This window comes from Vreelandella arcis (assembly GCF_900103865.1).
Classification (GTDB): Bacteria; Pseudomonadota; Gammaproteobacteria; order Pseudomonadales; family Halomonadaceae; genus Vreelandella; species Vreelandella arcis.
Window position 1 is genome coordinate 238,413 of sequence record NZ_FNII01000004.1, and the last position, 23,388, is coordinate 261,800.

Consider the following 23,388-nt stretch of genomic DNA (forward strand, 5'->3'; position numbering starts at 1 on the left):
ACGATGAGCATATGGAAAACGCCCCAGCGTATCTGGCTAACCGGGGCGACTTCGGGCATTGGCGAGGCGCTGGCCAAAAAACTCATTGCCCAGGGTCACCACGTGGTGGTAAGTGCTCGTCAACAAGCGGCATTAGATGCGCTATGCAATGGTCATCCTAACGCCTATCCGTTGGCGCTTGATGTGAGCGACCGACAAGCGGTAGCCGCCGCAGGCCGGCAAATTGGTGAACAGCTAGGCGCCCTCGACCTTGCCCTATTCAATGCCGGCACCTGCGAATACCTTAACGCCCAGCAATTCGATATGGACTTGGTCGAGCGCGTATTCGCGCCCAATCTTTTCGGCACATTGTATGGCGTTGAAGCCGCGCTGCCCCTACTCCGCGCGGCACGCCAGGAAGGCAAGCCCGCGCGGCTGGCCGCCACCTCCAGCGCGTCAGCTTACCTGCCGCTGCCACGGGCTGAAGCCTATGGCGCATCAAAAGCTGCGGTCAGTTACTTTTTAGAATCGCTACGCCTTGACCTTGATCAAGAGGGCATCGATGTCAGCCTGATTCATCCAGGGTTTGTCAAAACGCCGCTGACCGAGCGCAACGACTTCCCCATGCCCATGCAGGTCAGCGCGGACACTGCGGCCGATGCCATCATCAACGGCTTGGTGAAAGGCCATTTGGATATTCACTTTCCACGCCGCTTTACTTACATGGTCAAGCTGCTGGGCATTTTGCCGCCCGCCTTACGCCGTCGTGTTGGCCTGCGGATGACACGCACGCAAGAGGTCTCCTCATGAGCACGGAGGCTTGTCAACGGATTGCCGTGATCGGCAGCGGCATCAGCGGCATGGCCGCAGGGTGGTATCTTTCAGCGCGACACGAAGTCACGCTATTTGAGGCAGATGAGCGGCTGGGCGGCCATACCGCCACCATGGATGTTGAGGTTGCGGACAACGCCTACGCCATTGATACCGGGTTCATTGTGTTTAACGATTGGACCTACCCGCATTTTCAGCGTCTGCTGGATACCCTTGGTGTGCCCAGCCAAGCCACCGAAATGAGTTTTTCGGTGCATGAAACCAGCGTCGATTTTGAATACAACGGCCATACCTTGACGTCGCTATTCGCCCAGCGGCGCAACCTTCTGAATCCGGGATTTTATCGTCTGCTGGGCGATATCATGCGGTTTAATAAGCAGGCGACCCGCGATTTAGACAGCGATCAACTGCCCGACGATATGACCCTCGGGGAATACTTGGATCGCCATGGCTATAGCCAAGCATTCCAGCGTCGTTACCTATTGCCGATGGGGGCTGCCATCTGGTCGGCAAGCATCAGCGATCTGAGGGCCTTCCCGCTGAGGTTTTTTGTGCGTTTCTTCCGCAATCACGGTTTGCTATCGGTGAATCACCGCCCCCAGTGGTACACCCTGATAGGCGGCTCGCGCAGCTATATTACGCCGTTAACCGCGCCTTACGCCGATCGTATTCACCTCAATACGCCGGTAACTCGTATTGAGCGCCACGCTACCGGGGTAGTGCTCACCACCGCTCAAGGCACCCAGCGCTTTGATCATGTAGTGCTGGCCTGCCATGCCGACCAGGCGCTGGCCATGCTTGGCGACCCGACGGCCGCTGAAAGCGAGGTTCTCGGCGCGATGCCCTATCAGGATAACGAGGTGGTGCTACATACCGATACCGCGCTGCTGCCTCGCCGCCCACGCGCCTGGGCCAGTTGGAATTACCGCCTTGATGGCCGTGGCAGCCAAGAGCGGGTATCGGTCACCTACAACATGAATATCCTGCAGTGTTTAGACGCCGATACCACTTTTTGCGTCACGCTGAACGACTCAAACAACATCGATCCCGCCAAGGTGCTAGGTCGCTACACCTACGCACATCCGCAGTTCACTCTCGCGGGGCAAGCCGCTCAACAGCGCCACGATGAGATTTCATCGCCCGCCCGACGCACACACTTTTGCGGTGCCTATTGGCGCAATGGCTTTCACGAAGACGGGGTATGGAGCGCGCTACGTGTTGCTCGCTCGCTAGGCTGCGATGAAGCGGAAAGCCCCCTGGCCACCCCGACGGCGTTGCCGACCGCGGAGCTCTTCGATGCCCACCAGGGGAGCGATGCGGGATGACCACGACGCCACGCTCGCGTATTTATCGCGGTACCTTACGCCACCGACGCTTCACACCGATCGAGCACACTTTTCGTTACCAGCTGTGGATGGCTTGGTTGGATTTAGACGAACTACCCGAGCTATTTGATCGTGTGCCGGGCTTCAGCGCGCGAGGGCGTGCCCTGGCCCGCTTTCGCCGCGAGGATTACCTCGGCCCTACCGACCGCCCGCTGGTCACCGCCGTGCGAGAGGAATTAACCCGCCAGTTGGGCAGCGCCCCTGAAGGACGCATCTGCGTGCTCACCCAGCTACGCACGCTGGGAGCCATGTTCAACCCCATCTCGATGTACTACGCCTACGACCGCAAGGGCCAACTAGCGGCGGTGCTGGGCGAAGTCACCAACATGCCCTGGAAGGAGCGCACCTGCTACGCCTGCCTCGTTAATCCCAGCCGCCGCACCCACCAGGCAGCGTTCGACAAAGCCATGCATGTATCACCCTTTAATCCCATGGATATGACCTATCGCTGGCGGTTTAACACCCCGGACGACCACCTCTTGCTGCACATGGAAAACTGGCAAGACGGGCAGCGCCATTTCGGCGCCACGCTGACCCTTGAGGCCGCGCCAGCCACTCCCAAAGTGCTATTAGCCACGCTTGCACGCCAGCCGTGGATAAGCCTTAAAACGGTCGCCGGGATTCATTTTGAAGCACTGCGCCTGTGGCTGAAGCGCGTCCCTATCCACCAACACCCTAAGCGCAAGGAGACTTCGAAATGACGACCCTGCGTTCCACCCCGCCGAATATTCAAGCCGCACCCCAGGGCCGTCTGACGCGCTGGCTGAAAAAGCGTTTAATCGCTCAGTTAGATACCTTTACCGGCGGCCGGATCACTTTGATCGAAGGCAACCAATGCCACCATCTCGGCCAAGGCGGTGATCTCCACACAACCGTGGTTATCCGCCACGCACGTGCCTGGAAGCGCTTGGCGTTTGGCGGCACCGTGGGCGCCGCCGAATCTTTCATGGACGGTGACTGGGATGCCGATGACCTCGTCGCTCTGGTGCGGCTATTTGCCGTTAATCTTGACCAGGTTAACGGCGAGCTAGAGAACGGCAGCGCCCGCGTGACGCGCTGGCTGATGAGCTGGGCTTATCGCTTTCAGCGCAATAGCCTGTCCGGTTCCAAGCGCAACATTGCCGCGCACTATGATATCGGCAACGACTTATTTGCCACGTTCCTCGACAAGCACCACTGGATGTACTCAAGCGCGGTGTTCCCCTACCCCGACGCCAGCCTGGAAGAAGCCTCCACCTATAAGCTGGACATCATGCTGGAAAAGCTTGACGTACAACCCGGCCATCATTTGCTGGAAATTGGCACGGGCTGGGGCGGACTGGCGATTCACGCGGCCAAGACCCGCGGCTGCCGCGTAACCACCACGACGATTTCCGAAGAACAGCACGCCTATACCGCGCGGCGCATCCAGGAAGAAGGATTAGAAGCGCAGATTACGCTGCTGAAACAGGACTACCGCGAACTCACCGGCCGCTTTGACCGGCTGATTTCCGTCGAAATGATTGAGGCAGTTGGTCATCAATACCTGGATACCTATCTAAGTAAAGTCGACAGCTTGTTGACCGATGACGGTCAGGCCATGCTCCAGGCGATTACCATTCGTGACCAGCGCTTCGAAGAAGCCAAACGCGATATGGACTTTATCAAGCGATACATCTTCCCGGGCGGCTTTCTGCCGTCGCATCACGCCATCGCCAGCAGCCTGATGCGCAAGACCTCGCTGAACATGGTGTCGCTCGATGAAATCGGCCAGCATTACGCGCGTACCCTGCGCGAATGGCGGCATCGTTTCGAGGCGCAACTCGAGCATATTCATACGCTGGGCTACGACGAACAGTTTATCCGGATGTGGCGATACTACCTGTGCTATTGCGAAGGTGGGTTCCTCGAACGCTCTATCGGTACTTGCCATCTGCTGTTAGCCAAACCCGCCGCCAAGCCAACTCCGCTAACCGGGGCGCTGTGATGCTAGCGCGTCGCCGTCTGGTTGCCGTCTTGGTTAATGCCCTGGGCTTTGAAATCATCTGGACGCTATGCGTGATAGGCGGTTCCTGGGTAGCGGCAATAGCCGGCAGTACTTGGATCGCCCTGCATTTGCGCTACCTAGGAAAACCCCGGGAATGGCGCTTGGTGGCGGCCTTTGCCCTGTTGGGGCTGGCGATCGACGGTAGCTTGCAGTTGGCAGGCGGGCTGATGTTTGACGAGCCAATGCGCATCGCCGGTTTATTGCCCGTTTGGCTGTGGATGCTATGGCCGCTGTTCGCCACCCTGGTGCACCACTCACTCGCGTGGCTATGGCAACGGCCTTGGCTAGCGGCCGTTTTTGGAGCGTTGGGAGGGCCTTTGTCGTATTTTGCAGGGGCTATGCTGACCGACGTCAGCTTAGCGCCCTGGCTGCTCCCCGCTCAGGCGTTGATATGGGCACTCCTTTGCCTGGGCATTAGCGGTTATTTCCATCGCTGGCAGCAGTGGCACGCTGAAACGGCCACGCAGCCTTAAGTCCCGGCTTTAGCCATGGCCGCCCGTGGCTGGGGCAGCCAGCGCTGCTCTAGTTCGCTCGCCGGTACCGGGCGAGAGAAATAAAACCCCTGCACAATATAGCAGCCAGCATTGACCAAAAAGTCACACTGCTCCTTTGTTTCTACGCCTTCGGCGATCACGTCAAGCGAAAGTCCTTTCGCCATCGAGAGTACCGCTTTAACAATCGCAGCGTCGGCTTGGTCGCCGGGTAATTCCCGGATGAACGCACGGTCGAGCTTGATCTTGTCCACCGGTAAGCGTTTTAAGTAACCCAACGACGAATAGCCGGTACCAAAGTCATCAATCGCTATAGCGTAGCCCTGGGCTTGCAGGGCCTTTAAGCGAGGCCCCATATCGCCGGCGCGCTCATCTAATAGAACCGACTCGGTAAGCTCCAGGCCAATATGCGCAGGCGTTAGCCGGTAGCGTTCCAGGCAGGTGGCCAGCAGCGTTTCAAGATCCCCCTGAAAAAGCTGCAGCGCCGAAATATTCACCCACATAGTTAACGTCGGCATGTCGCTATTGGCCCAATGCGCCTGCTGGGCGCAGGCTTTTTCAATCACCCAACTGCCTAGCTCCGCCATCAGTCCGTGGCGCTCGGCTAAGGGAATGAACTCACCAGGCGATATCATGCCATCCCGTGGATGCTTCCAACGTAGCAACGCCTCCATGCCCACCAGGTCTCCCGTCGCGGGGTGGTGCTGGGTCTGGAAATACAGTTCAAGCTGGTCGCCCGATACCAAGGCGGCGCGTAAGTCGCTCACCAGGCCCAGCTGTGGGTTATCCTGTTTATCCAATGCAGGGCGAAAGCGCAGGCTTTGGTTGCGCCCCAGCCGCTTAGCGTTATACAACGCCGACTCCAGGCGCTGAAATAACACTCCCGAATCTTGCCCGTCTTCCGGTGCTCGGCAACTGCCGACCGTTAAACCCAAGCGCAGGGACTGCTCGTTAATTTCAAACGGGCTACTCATGTGGTCGCGCAGGTTGGTAATCCATTGATCGTGGTCATCAAAGGTGGTGGTGCGAATCACCATGAACTCGTCGCCCCCCAAACGCCCCACCACATTGCCCGCCATGTGGCTGGAAAGGCACTGAGCAAAGCGGGCCAGCAAGCGGTCGCCCTGTTCAACGCCCATGCTGTCGTTTACCGATTTAAGCCCATCGATATCCACCAGCGCGATGTCCAGGCTTTCCCCCGCGCGCAATTGGCGAAGGCGCGATGCCATCAGGTCGTGCAGCCGACGCCGGTTCGGCAACCCGGTCAACGGGTCTTCATAACCGATGCGCCGCAAGTCACCTTCACGGGCCTTTTGTGCCGAAATATCGGTAAATAAACTAATAAAATGCGTAATCTTGCCGCGCTTATCGGTCACGGCGCGGACTTTAAGCCACTCGGGATATTCATCGCCGTGCTTACGTCGATTCCACATTTCGCCTTCCCAGCGCCCGGTGCTTTTCAGCGTGCTCCAGTAGTGCTGGTAAAAGGTTTTATCGTGCCTTGGCGCGGCAAGCGTTTCGAGCTTGCGACCAACCATTTCATGGCTTTCGTAACCAGTGATTTGGGTAAAGGCAGGGTTCACCGCTATCACGCGGTTATCTACGTTGCTTATGACCATCGCATCATTGGCCAAACCAATCGCATCTTTAGACAGTTGCATCCAAAGCCGCTGCTGGCGGACTTGACGCCACGCATCCCACAGCCCAAGCGCGACCAACGACGCCGCCACCATTCGCAGCATAGCGTCGGGAATCCAGATGCAAGCGGGCAGTGCAACGAGCGCTGCCCAGACCAGTGGGCGATTCAGGGAAACGGGAAGCCACATACTAATTGACGACATCCTATAAAAACGGGTTAAAAGCTGCTCCCAAAAAAGAACTAAACTAGCCTGCTCATCCCACTTATGGGGTTAACTGGGCAGTTAATCTTACGTCAAAAAAACGTTTATTGTGTAATAACTAATCAAGCGACCCTATACTTTACGCCTTGTCATATAATCGGCTGCTTTAAAAAAAACTGTAATGCCAACGGATAATAGGCTGGTGACGTGCATTCAGCGGTTTCGGGAAGTAGACTAGGCATGGCTTTGCGGGCCATGCTCGATGTTACGCATCGGCGCTATGCCTCGGCTTTAGGTGCCGCACGCGGCCAACAACCATTTTGACAATCGGAACGATTCAGTGACCAAGCAACATTCCTTTGATCGCGAAGAACTGCTGGCCTGCTCGCGCGGCGAACTTTTTGGCCCCGGCAATGCCCAGCTGCCAGCTCCTAACATGCTGATGCTTGATCGCATCACGCACATTCACGAAGAAGGCGGCGAGCACAACAAAGGCGAGCTGATTGCCGAATTGGATATTATCCCCGACCTGTGGTTTTTCGATTGCCACTTTCCTGGCGATCCGGTAATGCCGGGCTGCTTGGGACTCGATGCCATGTGGCAGTTGGTGGGTTTCTACCTGGGCTGGCTCGGCCACCCTGGTCGAGGCCGTGCGCTGGGTTGCAGCGAGGTCAAATTCAGTGGCCAAATTCTGCCTGACGCTAAAAAAGTTACCTATCGCATTAATATGAAACGTATAATTACACGCCGGCTGATTCTAGGTATGGCCGACGGCACCGTCTGCGTAGACGGTCGCGATATTTATCAGGCTAATGATCTGCGCGTTGGCCTATTTACCTCCACTGCGAATTTTTAACAGGAGGCTCCCATGCGACGAGTGGTAGTCACCGGCCTTGGCATCGTGTCTTGCCTGGGCAACGACCAACAACAGGTTCTTGAGGCGCTCAAAAGTGGCCGTAGCGGCATTCGCTTCAAAGACGAATACGCCGAGCGTGGCTTCCGCAGCCAGGTGGCGGGCAGCGTTCATATTGACCTCGAAGCGCTGATCGACCGCAAGTTACTGCGCTTCATGGGGGACGCGGCGGCCTACGCATATATCGCCATGGCGCAAGCCATTGAGGATGCGGGCCTGCCCGATGACCAGGTATCCAACGAGCGAACCGGCCTGATCGCTGGCTCCGGCGGTGCTTCCAGTGCTAACCAAGTAGAAGCCGCGGACGTCATGCGTGAAAAAGGCCTGCGTCGTGTAGGCCCTTACCGCGTCACCCGCACGATGGGCAGTACCGTGTCGGCCTGCTTGGCGACGCCGTTTAAGATCAAAGGCGTTAACTACTCAATTTCGTCGGCCTGTGCCACATCGGCCCACTGCATTGGTAGTGCGATGGAGCAAATTCAGCTAGGTAAACAAGACGTTGTGTTTGCCGGCGGCGGCGAGGAAGAACACTGGACGCTTTCCTGCCTGTTCGATGCCATGGGCGCACTGTCGACCCACTATAACGAGACACCGGATAAAGCCTCTCGCCCCTACGACCAAGCCCGCGACGGCTTTGTCATCGCGGGCGGTGGCGGCATGTTGATACTCGAAGAGTTAGAGCACGCCAAAGCGCGCGGCGCCAAGATTTACGGTGAACTGGTGGGTTACGGCGCGACCTCTGACGGCCACGACATGGTCGCGCCTTCCGGCGAAGGCGCGACACGCTGCATGCGTCAAGCCATGGCGACCGTCGACGGCGCTATTGATTATATCAACACCCATGGCACCTCAACGCCGGTGGGCGACGTGGCGGAGCTGAAAGCGATTCGCGAAGTGTTCGGCAATACCACGCCCGCGATGAGTTCAACCAAGTCGTTGACCGGCCACTCGCTGGGGGCTACCGGTGTGCAGGAGGCGATCTATTCGCTGCTCATGATGCAACACAACTTCGTAGCTGCGTCGGCGAATATCACTGACCTGGATGAGCAGGCCGATGGCTTCGATATTGTCACTGAACGCCGCGATGACGTATCAATTGAACGCGCCTTGTCGAATAGCTTCGGCTTTGGCGGTACCAATGCGTGTTTAGTCTTCCAGCGTTATAACGACTAACGCTGATAAGGCTAAACACATGATGACGGCAAAACGGCACCCGAGGGTGCCGTTTTTGCGTGGTAGCGTTGTTACCGAGAGGCAGGACGAGAGGTAGGCCGCGGCACGTCGGAAATTTCTTGTAACTGCGCCTCGATCCACTCCTCAACGTCGACAAGCACTTCATCGGGCATGCGACCGGCCGTCTCAATTGGTTTACCAATGCGCACCCGTAGCACCCCCGGGCGTTTTACCCAGTGGCGCCCGGGCCACCGCTCTCCCGCGTTGTGGGCAACGGGTAATACCGGCACCCCCGCGCGACACGCCACGACACTGCCACTTTTATTGTAGCGCTTGCGCTCGCCTGGATCGACTCGAGTGCCTTCCGGAAAAATAAGTACCGACAAGCCTGTTCCTAGTCGCTCTACGCCTTGGGTCAAGACTTGCTTCATTGCTCGCGCTGGCTTAGAGCGGTCGAGGCTGATGGGGCGTAGCAAACGTAAGCCCCAGCCAAAGATAGGCAGGCGCAGCAGTTCGCGCTTCAATACGGTACATACCGGCGGTTTCATCACCTGTAGAAAAACGGTTTCCCATTCACACTGATGATTGGCCTGGATCACGCAGGGCCCATCGGGCAGATTATGCGCCCCCTGAATGTCATACCGCACGCCGCAAGCGATACGAAACCAAAACATAAGGAAATGGTTATATAAATTCAGCAGTCGATAGCGTCCTGCCAGAGGTAAAAACGGCGCTATGGGTAAGAACAGCACGCCAATGGCCAATAGGGCAGTAAAATACCCCGCGTAAAATACGATGCTACGCACCACTTGTATCAAGATGTCGCTCCTGTGTCGTCGACACCCTGCTGATCCCGCGTTAAACACCATGCATCGAGCATGCGGCCTACTTCTAACCGCCACGGTTTTTGATGAACGCCAAACACATCAAGCACCCGGCGGCAATTCAGCACCCGCCGTAGCTTGGCATCGTGGTGATGCTTTAACGCTTGAACCTCGCCCAGCGTGACCTGCTCGCCGCGCCCTTCCAGGTGAGTCGACAGTTGGGTTCTCACCATGGACGTGAACGTGAAGGCACTGACCGGTTCGGTTCCAGCCAAATGGTAGGCCCCCCACGCGTCCGCCCCGCAGGACTGCTGCTGGAGCATACCAATCAACGAAAGCGCCACGGCATCGGCGGAGGTAGGGCAAAAAATCACATCCTCCGCGGCGCGAACGTTTTCGCCCATCACCAAGCTGTCTAGCAATTCATTCAGCCACGCATGGCTGCCCTCAAGAGCAAACAACGGCCCAAGGCGCACAATCAAATGGCGATCATAATCCGCGCGAATGCGATTGCCGGTTCGCACTAATCGACGCAGGGAGTCATCCCGGGGCGCCGGGACGACATGCTCATCGATGGGCACGTCGAAACCGTCTTCGTAAAGCTGATCGGACACGCACCATACCAGTGCTATGTCGGCTGACTGGCAAGCGACTAGGCACGCCTCGACTGCGTCGGCGTGTGCCATGACGGCCGCGGGAGCCATGTTCAACGGGTGGGCCAGCGGCGGAATAATCACCGCATCCGGCGATACCGACTGCAGGCGCTCAGCGGTCAACTGAGTCTCGTGCTCAATCACCAACTCAGTGTCTGAGCGCCGGTTCGCCTCACGTGCCAGTGCCAAGCTTAAGCAGTGCCCGGCATCCAGTATCAAAAGCTTCAAGGCAGCCTGTCTCCCTTACCTTCTTTCGCGTCAATGTCCGTTACTTAAAACGGGATCTCGTCGTCGAAATCATCGAAATTGCCGGGATCAGGTGCGCCGTATTGATTGTTTTGCTGGCCTTGTGGCGGTGCCGGCTGCGCAGGACGCTGCTGCTGAGCGCCACCCTGCTGGGGGTTCCCGCCGCCCTGCTGCGGCGGCATACCGCCGGACGGCTGGTTCTGGCCGTAACCGTTTTGTGCGGGGGCCGACTGCCCATACTGGCCCTGCTGTGGAGCGTCTCCGCCGCGGCTATCCAACATTTGCATATCGTTAGCCACGATTTCCGTGCTGTAACGATCCTGACCGTTCTGATCCTGCCATTTACGCGTTTGCAGACGCCCCTCAATGTAAACTTTGGAGCCCTTCTTCAGGTACTGCTGGGCAATCTCAGCGGTTTTGTTGAACAGGACAATCCGGTGCCACTCGGTGCGCTCCTGACGTTGACCGCTTTGACGATCCGTCCAGGTGTCGGTGGTCGCTAGATTGAGGTTGGCCACCGCAGTGCCGGAGGGGGTAAAGCGCACCTCAGGATCCTGCCCGAGGTTGCCGATTAAAATAACCTTGTTAATGCCACGAGCCATAAGGCGCTCCTTTCAATTGATATCGATTAACGTCGACAGCATCCCAACGACGCCTGGTTGCCCCTTACGGTTTAAGGGGCGTCACCAGCTTAGCAAGCGCCGTTTGATCAAGCTGTTGTCGATTGACCTTCAAATACGCTAGCCGCTCCTCGGGTACGACCAAGACATCTTCAACACCGGCCACATTCGCCAGGCGCTCCAGCAGCACGTCCATAGTATCGGCTTCGGTGTCGTCCAGCGCCACCACTTCGCTGGTCAGCGGCGGCGGCGATGGCATTTTCAGCATGGCCGCCCACCACAGGGTGGCGAGCAGCGCACAACCGAGAAATACCGCATCCAGTCCGCCGTAGCTGGCCAGTACGCCACCCAGGGTGCCGCCTAAAAACGCGCCCAGGAATTGACTGGTTGAGTACACGCCCATGGCGGTGCCTTTCGCCCCGGCGGGAGCCAACTTGCTGAGCAGGGACGGAAGTGTTGCCTCTAACAAATTAAAACCGGTGAAAAAGATAAAAAGCCAAACAAATAGCCAATAGCCTTCGGATACCGGCAGCCCTAACCCCGCCAAACTCACCGCAATCGCCCCTATCGCCAGTACGCAAAGCCTCGCGATGCGCTGGCGCTTCTCGGCCACGATCATCAGCGGCAACATGGCGACAAACGACAACCCCATGATCGCCAGATACGCCAAACCGTGATGTGCGGCGCTGATACCCGCCTCAAGCAAGCGATAAGGAACGGCGACAAAAATGGCCATCAGCACAAAGTGCAGGGCAAAAATCGACGTATCGAGACGCCAAAGATCCGGGCGTGCCATGACGCTTTTCAACTGCCGGCGGTCCATACTTACATCGCGGTGGCGCTGACGACGTGGCGCTGGCGGCACCCATTGCCACAGCACAAGCAAACCCAGCAGGGTCAGCAGCACGGTAAACCAGAACACACCGGCAAGCCCCGCCCACGCAGCTAACCACGGTCCAATCACCATCGCCAAGGCAAAGGCCACACCAATCGACAGGCCAATGGTCGCCATGGCAGCGGTGCGCACCTGCTCGCGGGTCTGATCTGCCAATAGCGCCATAATGGCCGCCGCCACCGCACCGCTACCCTGCAGGGCGCGCCCGGCAATCATGGCCCCAATGCTATCGGCAGAGGCCGCCACCATACTACCCAGGGCAAACAACACTAGTCCAAAGGCAATCACCGGCTTGCGGCCAATGCGATCCGACCATAACCCAAACGGAATTTGCAGAATGGCCTGGGTGAGCCCATAGACCCCCAGTGCTACGCCAATGAGCAGCGGCGTCGACCCTGTCAGCGTGTCGGCATACAGCGCCAACACGGGCAGCACCATAAAAAGCCCTAACATACGAGATGCATAGAGACCCGCCAAACCACTAATGGCACGGCGTTCAGAGGCCAACAACAGTGCAGAAACCTTGCGCATAAAGCCCTTGGAATGGTCCTTGGGATGGTGACCGTCGGTGGTAAATGCCTGCTAGAGGCAGAGATAGCTACCCATTCTAGCGCGTTGGATGATTCGGCGAAACGTCCACAATGTTCACGGATGACCGAAACCGTTTTGCCGGGAGGGGGCCGACAAACGTATAATCACGCTTTTGCCGCGCGATTCGAGGTGTTGATGGACAGCATTCTGGTCAGGGGTGCGCGCACCCACAACCTCAAGCAGATCGATGTGGAGCTGCCCCGTAACAAGCTGATTGTGATCACCGGCCTATCCGGGTCGGGCAAATCATCGCTGGCGTTTGACACCCTGTATGCCGAAGGGCAGCGGCGCTATGTGGAATCGCTCTCTACCTATGCGCGCCAGTTTCTGTCGATGATGGAAAAGCCCGATGTGGATCACATCGAAGGGCTGTCGCCCGCCATTTCCATCGAGCAGAAGTCTACTTCGCACAACCCCCGCTCGACCGTGGGCACCATTACCGAAATATACGACTACCTACGCCTGCTGTTTGCCCGAGCAGGCACGCCGCGTTGCCCTGAGCACGGCGAAGATCTTGAAGCGCAAACCATCTCGCAAATGGTCGACCAGGTCATGAACCTCGCCGAAGGCACCAAGCTGATGTTGCTGGCCCCGGTGGTTAAAGGCCGCAAAGGCGAGCATCTGCAGTTGCTGGCCGAGCTTCGCGCCCAGGGCTTTGTGCGAGCATTAATCGACGGCCAGGTGCTTGAGCTGGACGATATCGCCCCGCTGGATAAGCGCAAAAAGCATGACATCAGCGTGGTGGTCGACCGCTTTAAAGTCCGCGACGACATCGCCCAACGGCTCGCCGAATCGTTTGAAACCGCGCTGAACCTCGCCGATGGCACCGCCATGATCCACTTCATGGACGGCGAACGGGAAGACCTGGCCTTTTCCTCGCGCTTTGCCTGCCCGGTGTGCGGTTACTCCCTGGCGGAACTTGAGCCGCGCATGTTCTCGTTTAACAACCCTGCCGGGGCCTGCCCGACTTGCGACGGGCTGGGCGTCCAGCAGTACTTCGACCCCGACAAGTTGATCAGCCACCCTGAACTCTCGCTTGCCGAAGGCGTGATTAAAGGCTGGGACCGGCGCAACATTTACTACTTTACCCAGCTTCAGGCACTCGCCAAACACTACCGTTTTGAGTTGGAAACGCCCTGGAATGAGCTCGCCCGCCACGAACAGGAGATCATCTTAAACGGCAGTGGCGACGAGCAGATTCCGTTTGCCTACGTCGGCGACCGCGGCCGCAAAGTGACCCGCGAGCACGCCTTTGAAGGCGTGCTGCCCAATATGCAGCGTCGCTATCGAGAAACCGAATCCAACATGGTTCGCGACGACCTGTCCAAGTATATCGCCGTGCAGGCCTGCGCCACCTGTGGCGGCTCACGGTTGCGTAAGGAATCGCGCCATGTCTACGTCGACGACCGCAACATTGCCGACATGGTGCATTTGCCGATTGGCGAGGCCTGGGACTACTTTGCCGACCTGAGCCTGCCAGGCCGTAAAGGCGAAATTGCCGACAAAATCGTCAACGAGATCCACGCCCGCCTGGAATTTTTGGTCAATGTCGGCTTGGATTATCTCAACCTGGAGCGCAGCGCCGACACGCTTTCCGGCGGCGAGGCACAGCGTATTCGTTTGGCCAGCCAAATCGGTGCCGGTTTAGTCGGCGTGATGTACATTCTGGATGAGCCGTCGATCGGCCTGCACCAGCGCGACAACGACCGGCTGCTGAAGACCCTGGAACGTCTTCGCGATTTGGGCAATACCGTGATTGTGGTCGAGCACGACGAAGAGGCCATTCGAGCCGCCGACCACGTACTGGATATCGGCCCTGGCGCCGGCGTCCACGGCGGTGAAATTGTCGCCCAGGGCACACCGCAAGACGTGATGGACAACCCCCACTCGCTGACCGGCCAGTATCTGTCGGGCACCCGGGAAATCGCCGTACCGCCCTACCGCATTCCCGGCAACCCGGAAAAACAATTGGTCGTGCGCGGAGCCACCGGCAACAACCTCCAGGACGTGACATTATCGCTCCCGCTGGGGCTGTTTATCGCCGTTACCGGGGTCTCCGGTTCGGGCAAATCGACGCTGATCAACGGCACCTTGATGCCCATCGCCGCCCGCGAATTAAACCGCGCCACCACGCTAACCCCAGCGCCGTATCAAAAAATCGAAGGGCTCGACCAGCTAGATAAAGTCATCGATATCGACCAAAGCCCGATTGGGCGGACGCCGCGCTCCAACCCGGCGACCTATACGGGTATTTTCACACCGATTCGCGAGCTGTTTGCCGGCACCCAGGAAGCGCGTTCGCGGGGTTATAAGCCCGGCCGCTTCAGTTTTAACGTCAAGGGTGGTCGCTGTGAGGCATGCCAGGGCGAAGGCATGATCAAGGTCGAAATGCACTTCTTGCCGGATATCTACGTGCCCTGCGACGTGTGTAAAGGCAAGCGCTACAACCGCGAAACGCTGGATATCCACTATAAGGGCAAAACCATTCATGAGGTGCTGTCCATGACGGTGGAGGACGCGCTGGAATTCTTCAGCCCGGTGCCCGCCATTGCCCGCCGCCTGCAAACCCTGCTTGACGTCGGCCTGTCCTACATTCGCCTGGGCCAGAGCGCCACGACGCTGTCCGGCGGCGAAGCCCAGCGGGTTAAACTGGCTCGCGAGCTTGCCAAGCGGGATACCGGAAAAACGCTGTATATTCTGGATGAGCCCACTACCGGTCTGCACTTTGAGGATATCCGCCAGCTGCTGACGGTACTCCACCGCCTGCGCGATCACGGCAACACCATTGTGGTGATCGAGCACAATTTAGATGTGATCAAAACCGCCGACTGGATTGTCGACCTGGGGCCGGAAGGCGGCTCAGGCGGCGGGCGCATTATCGCCGAGGGCACACCCGAACAGATCGCCAAGCAGGATACCTCGCATACCGGACGTTTTTTAGCTCCGCTGCTCGCGCGCCACCAACGCGCGTCCGCCTAAAATGCCCCAGCTATGGCGATTGCCATCGCAGCGCTTGCGCAAGCCACCGCGGCGCTGCGAAACTTGAATCTCGCGATACTACGCATTTTGACTGCGCGTCGTTTATAGTAACTATCGATTGAACCGTCGATTTTAGGCGCCAATAATTCTTAGGGGTCGTCAGCCGTGGGCCACGAAAAAAGCTGCATTATTCGCCACTTCAGCCACTATTGCTCGCTCAATGAAGACGAAAAACAGCTACTTAACAACCTAGAAGAGTCTCCCTCAGAGGTTAAAGCGGGCACTCTCCTATGGCAAATGGGCGATAACGCCAACGAGTTTTGCACCTTGCGAAGCGGTTGGGCGTACTCATATCGCCACCTCGAAAACGGTGATCGCCAGATCCTGGAGGTCTTTTTGCCTGGGGATATTATTGGCCTGCGCGAGTTTGCCTTTGCCCAACGGCTAGAGAACGTTCGCATGATCAACGATGGCGTTATCTGCCATTTCCCTCACCGACGTATGCTCGAACTCTTTCGCCAGTCGTTAACGCTGACCTCGGTAATGTTCGCCATCGGCAGTCGTCAGCAAGCCCTATTGACAGAGCGGCTAGTCAATATTGCGCGGCGCAGCGCGCGCCAAAAAATGGCCCACTTTCTCCACGAAATGTATCTCCGGCTGCGTCAAACCAACGACGATATCAGTGGCCACTTTCGTTTGCCGCTCTCTCAGGAACAGCTCGCCGACATTCTGGGCCTGAGCCCGGTTCACGTCAGCCGCACGTTCAGCGCGCTAAGCGAGGATGGCCTTGTGTTCCGCGACCGGCATAACGTCACCATTCCCGACCTGGACGCGCTGTCGGTGGAAGGCGAATTTGATGCCGCCTACCTCACCGATAACGTGCGACCACTGCTCTATGCCTCCGCCTAACCGGCAAACGATCACCGTAAGATCAAAAACGCCGCGTACGACTAATCTCACTAGGTTAGTGATAGCAATCTAAATAGATTTTTCCGCAAGGTCAGCATCAACCCGTAGCGGGGGGCTTTCGCCATGGATGGCGAAAGTAGCGCTTACTAACCGCACTTCGACCAGCCACAGCCCGCGTAGCACGTTGGGCAACCATCCATCATGATCAACTCGCCACGGCACTCAGGGCAGTGGCCGACCACGGCCGGACCACTACCCTGAGCCGCTTTTGGCGGGTCATCTTGGACGATGGGCGTTGCCGCGCCGCTGGTCGTCTCTTCGGGCATTTCATCGGCGGGCGGCTGCCACGCATGGCCGTGTTGCATACGATGGGCGTACCGCGCCACCAGGTTTTCCACCGGTACTTGATTGCCATCCTGATCCAAAAAGCCCCGGCGATAGAGAATCTGCTGGATCGACCAGGCAATCGCCGCCACCTCCGAATCGTGGAACATAGGTTTGTTCCAGCGATTCATACCGCAGCGTACCAGGCCTTTATCCCAGGCGACTTTGCGCAGGTCGGCGACCGCCTGGGTGACATAGCCACCCCGCGCTGCCAGCGACAGGCTGCGCATGGTCGCGGTGATCCACTGGTGTTCGCTGGAAAGCTGCCCGGAGGGAAAGAAAAACTCCACAGGACGCTCAATGACGACACGCTTGCCGCTCACCACGCCTTCCACCGGCATAAAGGACACTAGCAAATAGACCTTTTTGCGGCCTTCCGCGCCCACGTAGGAAATCTTTTCTGAAACAGCTTCTAGCGTGCCTTCCGGGCGGGACGGAATACGCACTGTCAACGGGTCTTCTTCGGGAAGCTCCGGGATAGGCGCGGCCGGCTCTTGCTGCTTGATGCGATAGCCGACAATTTTCGAGGTAATTTCTACAGCCATGGTGTTCTCCACTAATCAGGCGGTTGTTAGTAAGGCGTAGCCCGCCACTACCATTTGCCGTAAGTGCCTTCTTTTAAGCCATCAAACAGGTTAGCCGCGTTATGCTCTTCACCGTCGTAAATGACGGTTTCATCGCCGGTCAGTTCGAGGGTTTCACCGTTTTCCAGCTCAAAAACGTAGGTGGTGTTTTTAAGATCATCCTCACGCACCAGTACGCCCTGGAAGGCTTCCGGATTGAAGCGGAAGGTGGTGCAGCCTTTCAAGCGGCTTTCATAAGCCTGTAAGTACAGATCCTGAAACTGCTCAAAGGCAAACTCTGTAGGCACGTTCACCGTTTTGGAAATCGCCGAATCGATCCACTGCTGCGCCGCTGCCTGCACCGCCACATGCTGCTCGGGAGTCACCGCATCGGCGGTGATGAAATAGTCGGGAAGGTCGCTCTCCACCGCATCGGCGACAATAAAGTGACGATAGGCCGCCAGCTCGAAGGAAACAACTTCGACCTGCTCTTTGGTCTTCTTGCCCGACTGGATGATATTGCGGAAATAACGGTGCGAGAACGACGGCTCAATGCCGTTAGAGGCGTTGTTGCCCATCGACAGCGAAATCGTGCCGGTCGGCGCGATAGAACTATGGTGGGTAAAGCGTGCACCGTGTTCAGCCAGCTGTGCCACCAGTTCGGGTTCCAGCTCGGCGACTTTGGCCATGTATTGGCTGTAGCGGGCGTGCAGAATACGCCCCGGCACCTTATCGCCGACTTCGTAGCCGTCTTTAGCCAGCTGCGGGCGTTCACGCATCATCTTGGGCGTGATCACGTGTTCTTCTTCCAACACCGGCGCCATGCCTTTTTCCTGGGAAAGCACTAGTGCTTGCTTCCAGCCTTCAACGGCCAGGTGGCGGCTGACCTCTTCAGTAAAGGCCTGCGACGCCTGCGAGCCGTAGGGAATTTTAAGCATGGTGAGCGTTGACCCCAGCCCCAAGAACCCCATCCCATGGCGGCGCTTGGCCTCGATTTCACGCTGCTGCTGGGGTAGCGGTAAACCGGCAATCTCAACCACGTTGTCGAGCATGCGGGTGAAAATCGCCACCACCTGGCGATAGCGCTCCCAGTCAAAACGCGGTTTGTCGCTGAATGGCTCAATAACAAACTTGGTGAGATTGACCGAGCCTAGCAGGCACGCGCCTTCCGGGGGTAGCGGCTGTTCGCCACAGTTGTGTGCATGAAAACCATTGGCGTCGAATGTATTGATCCCAGGCACCTGGACATCGTAAACCTCTTCAATACCTACTTCTTTATGCCCTACCACCCGAGCGACAAAGCGTTCACGATTCAACTCACGTTGATAACTGCTCAGCAATGTATTCAACCGAGCCCGCTTATCATGATCGCCAAAACCAATAATATCTGCAAAGCGCCGAAGGTTGTCGCCACTGATCATTAATTCATGTTGAGACAAGGTCTCATATGCACGGTGCCCCCCCTTACCATCAGGAAGGTGTCGCTTTGCTGCACTTCGCCTGTCTTGATATAGCGTGGCCATAACCCCTAAGCGCTGCAGCATGCGCTGAACAGCCTCAAGACGAGGAAGATCGGACTGAGCCAAGCGAACACTTACACCTTTTTCTTGACTACCTTGAACTGATCCATCTGCATCAAAAAAGCCACGCAAGAAGCCAATGTAACCATTCGACGATGCCTGTTCCAGCTTAGGTGTAATCGCCTTGTTGCCGGGCTGCATGTCCATCTCTAACGCGAGGTTTCGCAGCGCCGCGGTTGAAAGACGGTATTCGCCACGGTCATTTACTTTCTGCCAACCTGCGAAATCCGTACGATGGGGAAGGCTCTCTGCTGCCTCCTCTGCTAACGCCATTATGGAACCAACACCCTTCCCGAAAAGGCTGTCGTTACCGTTAGCAATGGCCGCTTGCGGCCACACAGATAAAACCGCTTTATCAGCTTTGAGCGTGCCATCGCCGACGAGCAGTCCCAAAAGATACCCTTGTGCTTCATTAAGTTTACCCCCCCACTCGGGAGCATCGCGATGATCATTGAGTAGCACGCGATCGCCAGCCTGCAGGTCGCCTGCGGCACACCACTCGGTTTCTGTGCGATACCTAGTAAAAGCTGATACACGGCGCACCCGATGGTCATGGGTCAGCTTAAGCGTATAGCCTTCAGCCGTTTGCAGTCGAATCACAGGCTTTTTTGCTGTTAAAAAGAAGCCATCAGGGCCACTTTGATGCGCTTGGCCATCAATGATTGCCGTAAAAGGCTGGCCAATAAGCTGCGAAACCTGACGCGGCCCCTTCGACGTATGAATCCAAGTATCCGCTGTCACACAAGGGTTGGTGGCGCGGATATCCTCGCAGAACCAGTTATTGTTCATGCGGTTAACTTGGTCGATCAGGATAAAGCCCGGCTCGGCGTAGTCGTAGGTAGAGGACATGATGGTGTCCCACAGTTCCCGCGCTTTGATTACCTCAACAATGCGGCAGGCAACGCGGCCTTCGGCATCTACCGTGTAGCCCTCTTCAACCACCGGCCAGTCGCGATAGATCAAGTCTTCTGCTTTGACATCCTCTTTCTCGCCGGGGTGCAGCGGAAAAGCCAGCGGCCAGTCGGTATTGTTCTTGACCGCTTCCATAAACTCATCGGTGATCAGCAGTGACAGGTTAAACTGACGCAGGCGACCCGCTTCGCGCTTGGCCTGAATAAACTCGCGCACATCCGGATGCCCCACATCAAAGGTGCCCATCTGGGCACCACGGCGGCCACCGGCAGAGGCGACGGTGAAGCACATCTTGTCGTAGATATCCATAAACGCCAGCGGGCCGTTAGTGCCCGCGCCAGCGCCGAAGACGAACGCCCCTTTGTGACGCAGCGTCGAGAAGTCGTAGCCGATACCAGCCCCGGATTTCAGCGTCATACCCGCATCGACCACCGAGTCGAGAATATCGCGCATCGAGTCACGAATCGTGCGTGACACGGTGCAGTTAATCAGGCTCACCGCGGGCTTATACGCTTCAGCACCAGCGTTGGATAGAATCCGGCCGGCGGGAATCGCCCCGTGCTCGAGCGCCCAGCGAAACTTAGGCAGCCATTCGTCGGCTTTGTCCCCCTCCACGGCAGCCAGCGCTTTCGCCACGCGTTCAAATGTCGCGCCCAGATCCTGATCCACCGGCTGACTATGGCGATCCTTAAGACGGTATTTGGCGTCCCAAATTTCCCGCGAGGGCTCCTGCAGCGGGACGTCGTTAGAGGTATACATAGCCTGGGTAGCAGTACTCATGGGGCGAAACTCCTTCACGGCGGTGAATATAGCGCTTAGACATAGCGATTATACGGGGCAATCCAACGAAGTATAGGCTTGAGTTTGCACTACATCAGCCGTGTTTTTTGAACATTTCTACCATATATAGAAAAATCAGCGCGTTAGTCTTTTGCTTACGGCCATCAGACGATAGGCTAAGGTTTTCTGGTTCATGGGCTTTTTTATGCTGTTAACGTCTCGCTTTTACACCGCACTGGCTTCCTCAACGCTCGGCGCGGCGCTGGTACTGTCACTGCCGTCGGCGCATGCCGTCTCGTTTAACGTCGAAGATGCCCAAACCCACGACCATTGGCAGTCGATGTCGCTAACGCTGGGAGATGAGCGGCATTTCCGCGCGGTCGAGACACACAGCTATTCGGATGCCACCTTAAGCGTAAACGCCACCCAGGGGGTGTGCGACCTTCCCTGGCTGGAAATGCGCGTTGAGCTGGACGCCTCTCAAGGTGAGAGCCGGACGGTTAACTTGGTGCCTGCGCGACTTCGCGTCGATGAGCGCGAGCGCATTCACAGCGTCGCCGAATTTATTACCGAACGCGCTGACAACGGCTTTTATGCCCATTTCTATCTTAACGACATCGACCAGCTGATCGCCGACATGGGGCAAGGCGAACAGCTTTTTTTGGGCTTTGACCAGGGTGAGCAAGCGCCTTGGTACATGACCTTTAGCCTTGACGGGGCAGCCCCTGCCTTGGCACGCATGCAGACCTTATGCCGGCGCGCTTCCTAAACCAATCCGATAGCCGCTCAGCGGGCCACCTCAACGCGGTTACGCCCGCCATGCTTGGCTTGATACATCGCGCTGTCGGCCCGCGTCACCATCGTCTTAGCGCTATCCTCTGGCTGCCACACCGCTACTCCAACGCTTATGGTCACTGTTTTATCCAGCCCATCGACATTCAGCATCGTCACTAGCTCACGCAGCCGTTCAGCAAGCCCTACGGCTGCGGATAACTCAGAGTGTGTCGCCAGCACAATAAACTCTTCTCCACCCCAACGACCCAGATGGTCACAGCCGCGTAACGACGCCTCAATTCGGCGGGCCATGCTCACCAATACATCATCGCCCAACGTGTGGCCGTAGGTATCGTTGATTTGTTTAAAGTCGTCGATATCAAACAAGAGTAAGGCAAAGCAAGTCCCGTAGCGCTTCGCCGCAACGAGCTCAGCCGCTATGGCCTGCTCAATGCGATAGCGGTTCCACACCTGGGTCAGCGGATCAAAGTGGGCCAGTTGCTCCAGGCGCTGATTGGCGTCGGCGAGGGCCTTACGCTCTTGCTCTAAGTGCTGATTTAGTGTGCTGATTTCATAAGCGGCGATGGCCAGCGTTAAATCTTCGCCCAAGTCCATCGCGGCCAATCGCTCAACGCGCTGCCAGGCTTCGCTTTTGCCTACCACTTCTTCCTGCCAGGCTGTTGAACGGCTGTCACTGGCGGATAAGGTTGGCGTTAGCATCGACGTCGGTTGCATGGCCCAATACAGCGTTTCTGTCTGTTCAGGGCGAAAAAACATCAGCCACGCCCGCTGGTGGCGACTCATCGGCAGCGGAATAGCCAACACGCCGCTCTGCTGGGGCATGTCGAGCTGGGCAGTCAAGGGATCCTGACTGACCTCGCGGGTACACCAGGGGCCTCGGTGGGGGTGGGCGGTATTCAGCCGTTCAACCAGCTGATGAATAGCCCCCACCGCAGGCGTATGGCCGACGCTGTGGACTGCATCTGGCAGCCATAGCATCACGCCATGGGCACGAAATAGCGCCAGCCAGGTCTCAGCCTGGGCTGCTAATAGGGCATGGGGGCCGCGTGGCTCGTCACGCATGGCCTCAGCCAATCCCAAACTATCCTGCACTCGTTGCAAATAACGCGCTTCCTGACGGGCACGCAGCAATAGCAGCCGCTGGGTCGCCATATGCACCAGCGTGCGAACCGCATCGCGCACCGCCGGTGGCACAGGGTGGGCCGCCGCCGAGTGGCAAACCACAATCCCCCACAGCCCGGTATCTCCGTGCATAGCAATACTCAACGAACCGCGCACACCCATCCGTTGCAGGTAGCGCTGGCGCGAAGAGGCCGGGGCTCGCAAAAGACTTTCGCGGATCGCCGCGTCAGCAGAGGGATAGCCTCCGCTAGCCTCTTTTAGGGGCACGGGCATTGCCTCAACGTCCTGGATTAACCTGACCGACTGGCGTTCGTAGCTACGTCGCAAGGAAATTGGAAAATCACTGGCGGGAAAGCGTTGGCCGAGTAACGGCGCTAAGCTACCCCCCATGGCTTCAGCCACAACGAGTCCATGCCAGTCGCTATCAAAATGGCATACCGAGACGCGATCATGGCCGGTCAGCGCCTGAATGGCATTCACCAGCATTTCCAGCAAGTCTTCTTGGTGGGTGGCTTCGGCAAGGCGCATTAACCGTTCATTCACTGTACCGATCAAGCGTCGTTTGCCCAGCGGATTGAGTGGCTCAACCTCGACAATCACGTGCTCCGCATGGCGGTAGGCAAACAGTTGGAAGCGCTCGCTTTTTCCCTGACAGTGACGAGTGAACGCCAGCGGCCCAGGCAACCGCTGGTGCCCATTCAGCTCGAGGCGTACCCGCTGGCTAAGCCGTTTGCCGAGAAGACACGCAGGGGAAGCAACGCCGCTTGGATTAAGCGCCGGGGTGAGTAGCGAAAACGCATTATCACTATACGCCTGGAGCTCCCGACACTCGGCATCCAATACTAGTAACGCACCAAACGGTTGTAACGTCACGTTGGTTGACACGTGGGGCCTCA

At 57.5% G+C, this 23,388-nt stretch carries 18 protein-coding genes; 10 read left to right on the forward strand and 8 right to left on the reverse strand.

The annotated features are described in order from the left end of the window. Positions 1-3: 3 nt before the first annotated feature. From BLR97_RS06420 to BLR97_RS06440, 5 genes are read left to right on the forward strand one after another with little or no spacing between them, the layout of a single operon-like run. On the forward strand, positions 4-789 hold the full coding sequence (locus BLR97_RS06420; RefSeq protein ID WP_089703648.1) for an SDR family NAD(P)-dependent oxidoreductase: 786 nt from the start codon (positions 4-6) through the stop codon (positions 787-789). Then, complete coding sequence (locus BLR97_RS06425) at positions 786-2,135, forward strand: NAD(P)/FAD-dependent oxidoreductase (RefSeq protein ID WP_089703651.1); 1,350 nt, start codon at positions 786-788, stop codon at positions 2,133-2,135. Before BLR97_RS06420 ends, BLR97_RS06425 begins: the two co-directional genes overlap by 4 nt. Further along, positions 2,132-2,896 carry a DUF1365 domain-containing protein gene (locus tag BLR97_RS06430; RefSeq protein ID WP_089703656.1) on the forward strand — a complete coding sequence of 255 codons (765 nt, stop codon included), beginning with the start codon at positions 2,132-2,134 and terminating at the stop codon, positions 2,894-2,896. Before BLR97_RS06425 ends, BLR97_RS06430 begins: the two co-directional genes overlap by 4 nt. After that, entirely contained in the window at positions 2,893-4,161 is a 1,269-nt protein-coding gene (locus BLR97_RS06435; protein WP_089703659.1) for an SAM-dependent methyltransferase, read from the forward strand. Before BLR97_RS06430 ends, BLR97_RS06435 begins: the two co-directional genes overlap by 4 nt. Continuing rightward, entirely contained in the window at positions 4,161-4,694 is a 534-nt protein-coding gene (locus BLR97_RS06440) for a DUF2878 domain-containing protein (RefSeq protein ID WP_089703663.1), read from the forward strand. The genes BLR97_RS06435 and BLR97_RS06440 overlap by 1 nt, the downstream gene beginning before the upstream one ends. Here BLR97_RS06440 and BLR97_RS06445 read toward each other — a convergent pair. Then, complete coding sequence (locus BLR97_RS06445; RefSeq protein ID WP_089703665.1) at positions 4,691-6,538, reverse strand: putative bifunctional diguanylate cyclase/phosphodiesterase; 1,848 nt, start codon at positions 6,536-6,538, stop codon at positions 4,691-4,693. The two genes, BLR97_RS06440 and BLR97_RS06445, sit on opposite strands and share 4 nt — an antisense overlap. Before the next feature lie 355 nt (positions 6,539-6,893). On the opposite strand from BLR97_RS06445, the gene fabA reads away from it, so the two are divergent. After that, positions 6,894-7,409, forward strand: coding sequence for a 3-hydroxyacyl-[acyl-carrier-protein] dehydratase FabA (gene fabA, locus BLR97_RS06450; protein WP_089703668.1), 516 nt, complete (start codon positions 6,894-6,896; stop codon positions 7,407-7,409). A 12-nt stretch (positions 7,410-7,421) separates the two neighbouring features. Beyond that, positions 7,422-8,639, forward strand: coding sequence for a beta-ketoacyl-ACP synthase I (gene fabB, locus BLR97_RS06455; protein WP_089703671.1), 1,218 nt, complete (start codon positions 7,422-7,424; stop codon positions 8,637-8,639). A gap of 71 nt (positions 8,640-8,710) precedes the next feature. Here fabB and BLR97_RS06460 read toward each other — a convergent pair whose 3' ends face one another. The 4 genes from BLR97_RS06460 to BLR97_RS06475 all read right to left on the reverse strand — a co-directional run bounded on the left by BLR97_RS06460 (position 8,711) and on the right by BLR97_RS06475 (position 12,408). Continuing rightward, on the reverse strand, positions 8,711-9,457 hold the full coding sequence (locus tag BLR97_RS06460) for a lysophospholipid acyltransferase family protein (RefSeq protein ID WP_089703674.1): 747 nt from the start codon (positions 9,455-9,457) through the stop codon (positions 8,711-8,713). Then, positions 9,454-10,344 carry a sugar nucleotide-binding protein gene (locus tag BLR97_RS06465; RefSeq protein ID WP_089703677.1) on the reverse strand — a complete coding sequence of 297 codons (891 nt, stop codon included), beginning with the start codon at positions 10,342-10,344 and terminating at the stop codon, positions 9,454-9,456. The genes BLR97_RS06460 and BLR97_RS06465 overlap by 4 nt, the downstream gene beginning before the upstream one ends. 44 nt (positions 10,345-10,388) lie before the next feature. Next, the gene (ssb, locus tag BLR97_RS06470; protein WP_089703679.1) at positions 10,389-10,964 is read right to left on the reverse strand and encodes a single-stranded DNA-binding protein; all 576 of its coding nucleotides are present in this window, start codon (positions 10,962-10,964) and stop codon (positions 10,389-10,391) included. A 64-nt stretch (positions 10,965-11,028) separates the two neighbouring features. Next, complete coding sequence (locus BLR97_RS06475) at positions 11,029-12,408, reverse strand: MFS transporter (RefSeq protein ID WP_089703683.1); 1,380 nt, start codon at positions 12,406-12,408, stop codon at positions 11,029-11,031. A gap of 195 nt (positions 12,409-12,603) precedes the next feature. On the opposite strand from BLR97_RS06475, the gene uvrA reads away from it, so the two are divergent. Together uvrA and BLR97_RS06485 are read left to right on the forward strand one after the other, a co-directional pair. Then, positions 12,604-15,447: an excinuclease ABC subunit UvrA gene (gene uvrA, locus BLR97_RS06480; protein WP_089703918.1), complete on the forward strand. Its 2,844-nt coding sequence runs from the start codon at positions 12,604-12,606 to the stop codon at positions 15,445-15,447. Between the two features lie 165 nt (positions 15,448-15,612). Continuing rightward, a complete protein-coding gene (locus tag BLR97_RS06485) occupies positions 15,613-16,356 on the forward strand; it encodes a Crp/Fnr family transcriptional regulator (RefSeq protein WP_089703686.1) in 744 nt (247 codons plus the stop codon). Between the two features lie 146 nt (positions 16,357-16,502). Here BLR97_RS06485 and BLR97_RS06490 read toward each other — a convergent pair whose 3' ends face one another. Next, positions 16,503-17,285: a ribonucleoside-diphosphate reductase gene (locus tag BLR97_RS06490; RefSeq protein ID WP_089703689.1), complete on the reverse strand. Its 783-nt coding sequence runs from the start codon at positions 17,283-17,285 to the stop codon at positions 16,503-16,505. Positions 17,286-17,332: 47 nt separating this feature from the next. Next, the gene (locus BLR97_RS06495; protein ID WP_089703693.1) at positions 17,333-20,575 is read right to left on the reverse strand and encodes an LAGLIDADG family homing endonuclease; all 3,243 of its coding nucleotides are present in this window, start codon (positions 20,573-20,575) and stop codon (positions 17,333-17,335) included. 205 nt (positions 20,576-20,780) lie between these two features. Between BLR97_RS06495 and BLR97_RS06500 the strand changes: the two genes are divergently transcribed. Then, positions 20,781-21,344 carry a hypothetical protein gene (locus BLR97_RS06500; RefSeq protein ID WP_089703921.1) on the forward strand — a complete coding sequence of 188 codons (564 nt, stop codon included), beginning with the start codon at positions 20,781-20,783 and terminating at the stop codon, positions 21,342-21,344. Between the two features lie 17 nt (positions 21,345-21,361). On the opposite strand, the gene BLR97_RS06505 is transcribed toward BLR97_RS06500, so the two are convergent. After that, entirely contained in the window at positions 21,362-23,377 is a 2,016-nt protein-coding gene (locus BLR97_RS06505; protein ID WP_089703696.1) for a sensor domain-containing diguanylate cyclase, read from the reverse strand. Positions 23,378-23,388 lie beyond the last annotated feature (11 nt).

Bases quoted from the DNA above. Each gene is read 5' to 3' on its own strand.
- BLR97_RS06420 (WP_089703648.1), top strand. From the start codon at position 4: ATGAGCATATGGAAAACGCCCCAGCGTATCTGGCTAACCGGGGCGACT.
- BLR97_RS06425 (WP_089703651.1), top strand. From the start codon at position 786: ATGAGCACGGAGGCTTGTCAACGGATTGCCGTGATCGGCAGCGGCATC.
- BLR97_RS06430 (WP_089703656.1), top strand. From the start codon at position 2,132: ATGACCACGACGCCACGCTCGCGTATTTATCGCGGTACCTTACGCCAC.
- BLR97_RS06435 (WP_089703659.1), top strand. From the start codon at position 2,893: ATGACGACCCTGCGTTCCACCCCGCCGAATATTCAAGCCGCACCCCAG.
- BLR97_RS06440 (WP_089703663.1), top strand. From the start codon at position 4,161: ATGCTAGCGCGTCGCCGTCTGGTTGCCGTCTTGGTTAATGCCCTGGGC.
- BLR97_RS06445 (WP_089703665.1), bottom strand. From the start codon at position 6,538: ATGTGGCTTCCCGTTTCCCTGAATCGCCCACTGGTCTGGGCAGCGCTC.
- fabB (WP_089703671.1), top strand. From the start codon at position 7,422: ATGCGACGAGTGGTAGTCACCGGCCTTGGCATCGTGTCTTGCCTGGGC.
- ssb (WP_089703679.1), bottom strand. From the start codon at position 10,964: ATGGCTCGTGGCATTAACAAGGTTATTTTAATCGGCAACCTCGGGCAG.
- BLR97_RS06475 (WP_089703683.1), bottom strand. From the start codon at position 12,408: ATGCGCAAGGTTTCTGCACTGTTGTTGGCCTCTGAACGCCGTGCCATT.
- uvrA (WP_089703918.1), top strand. From the start codon at position 12,604: ATGGACAGCATTCTGGTCAGGGGTGCGCGCACCCACAACCTCAAGCAG.
- BLR97_RS06490 (WP_089703689.1), bottom strand. From the start codon at position 17,285: ATGGCTGTAGAAATTACCTCGAAAATTGTCGGCTATCGCATCAAGCAG.
- BLR97_RS06495 (WP_089703693.1), bottom strand. From the start codon at position 20,575: ATGAGTACTGCTACCCAGGCTATGTATACCTCTAACGACGTCCCGCTG.
- BLR97_RS06500 (WP_089703921.1), top strand. From the start codon at position 20,781: ATGCTGTTAACGTCTCGCTTTTACACCGCACTGGCTTCCTCAACGCTC.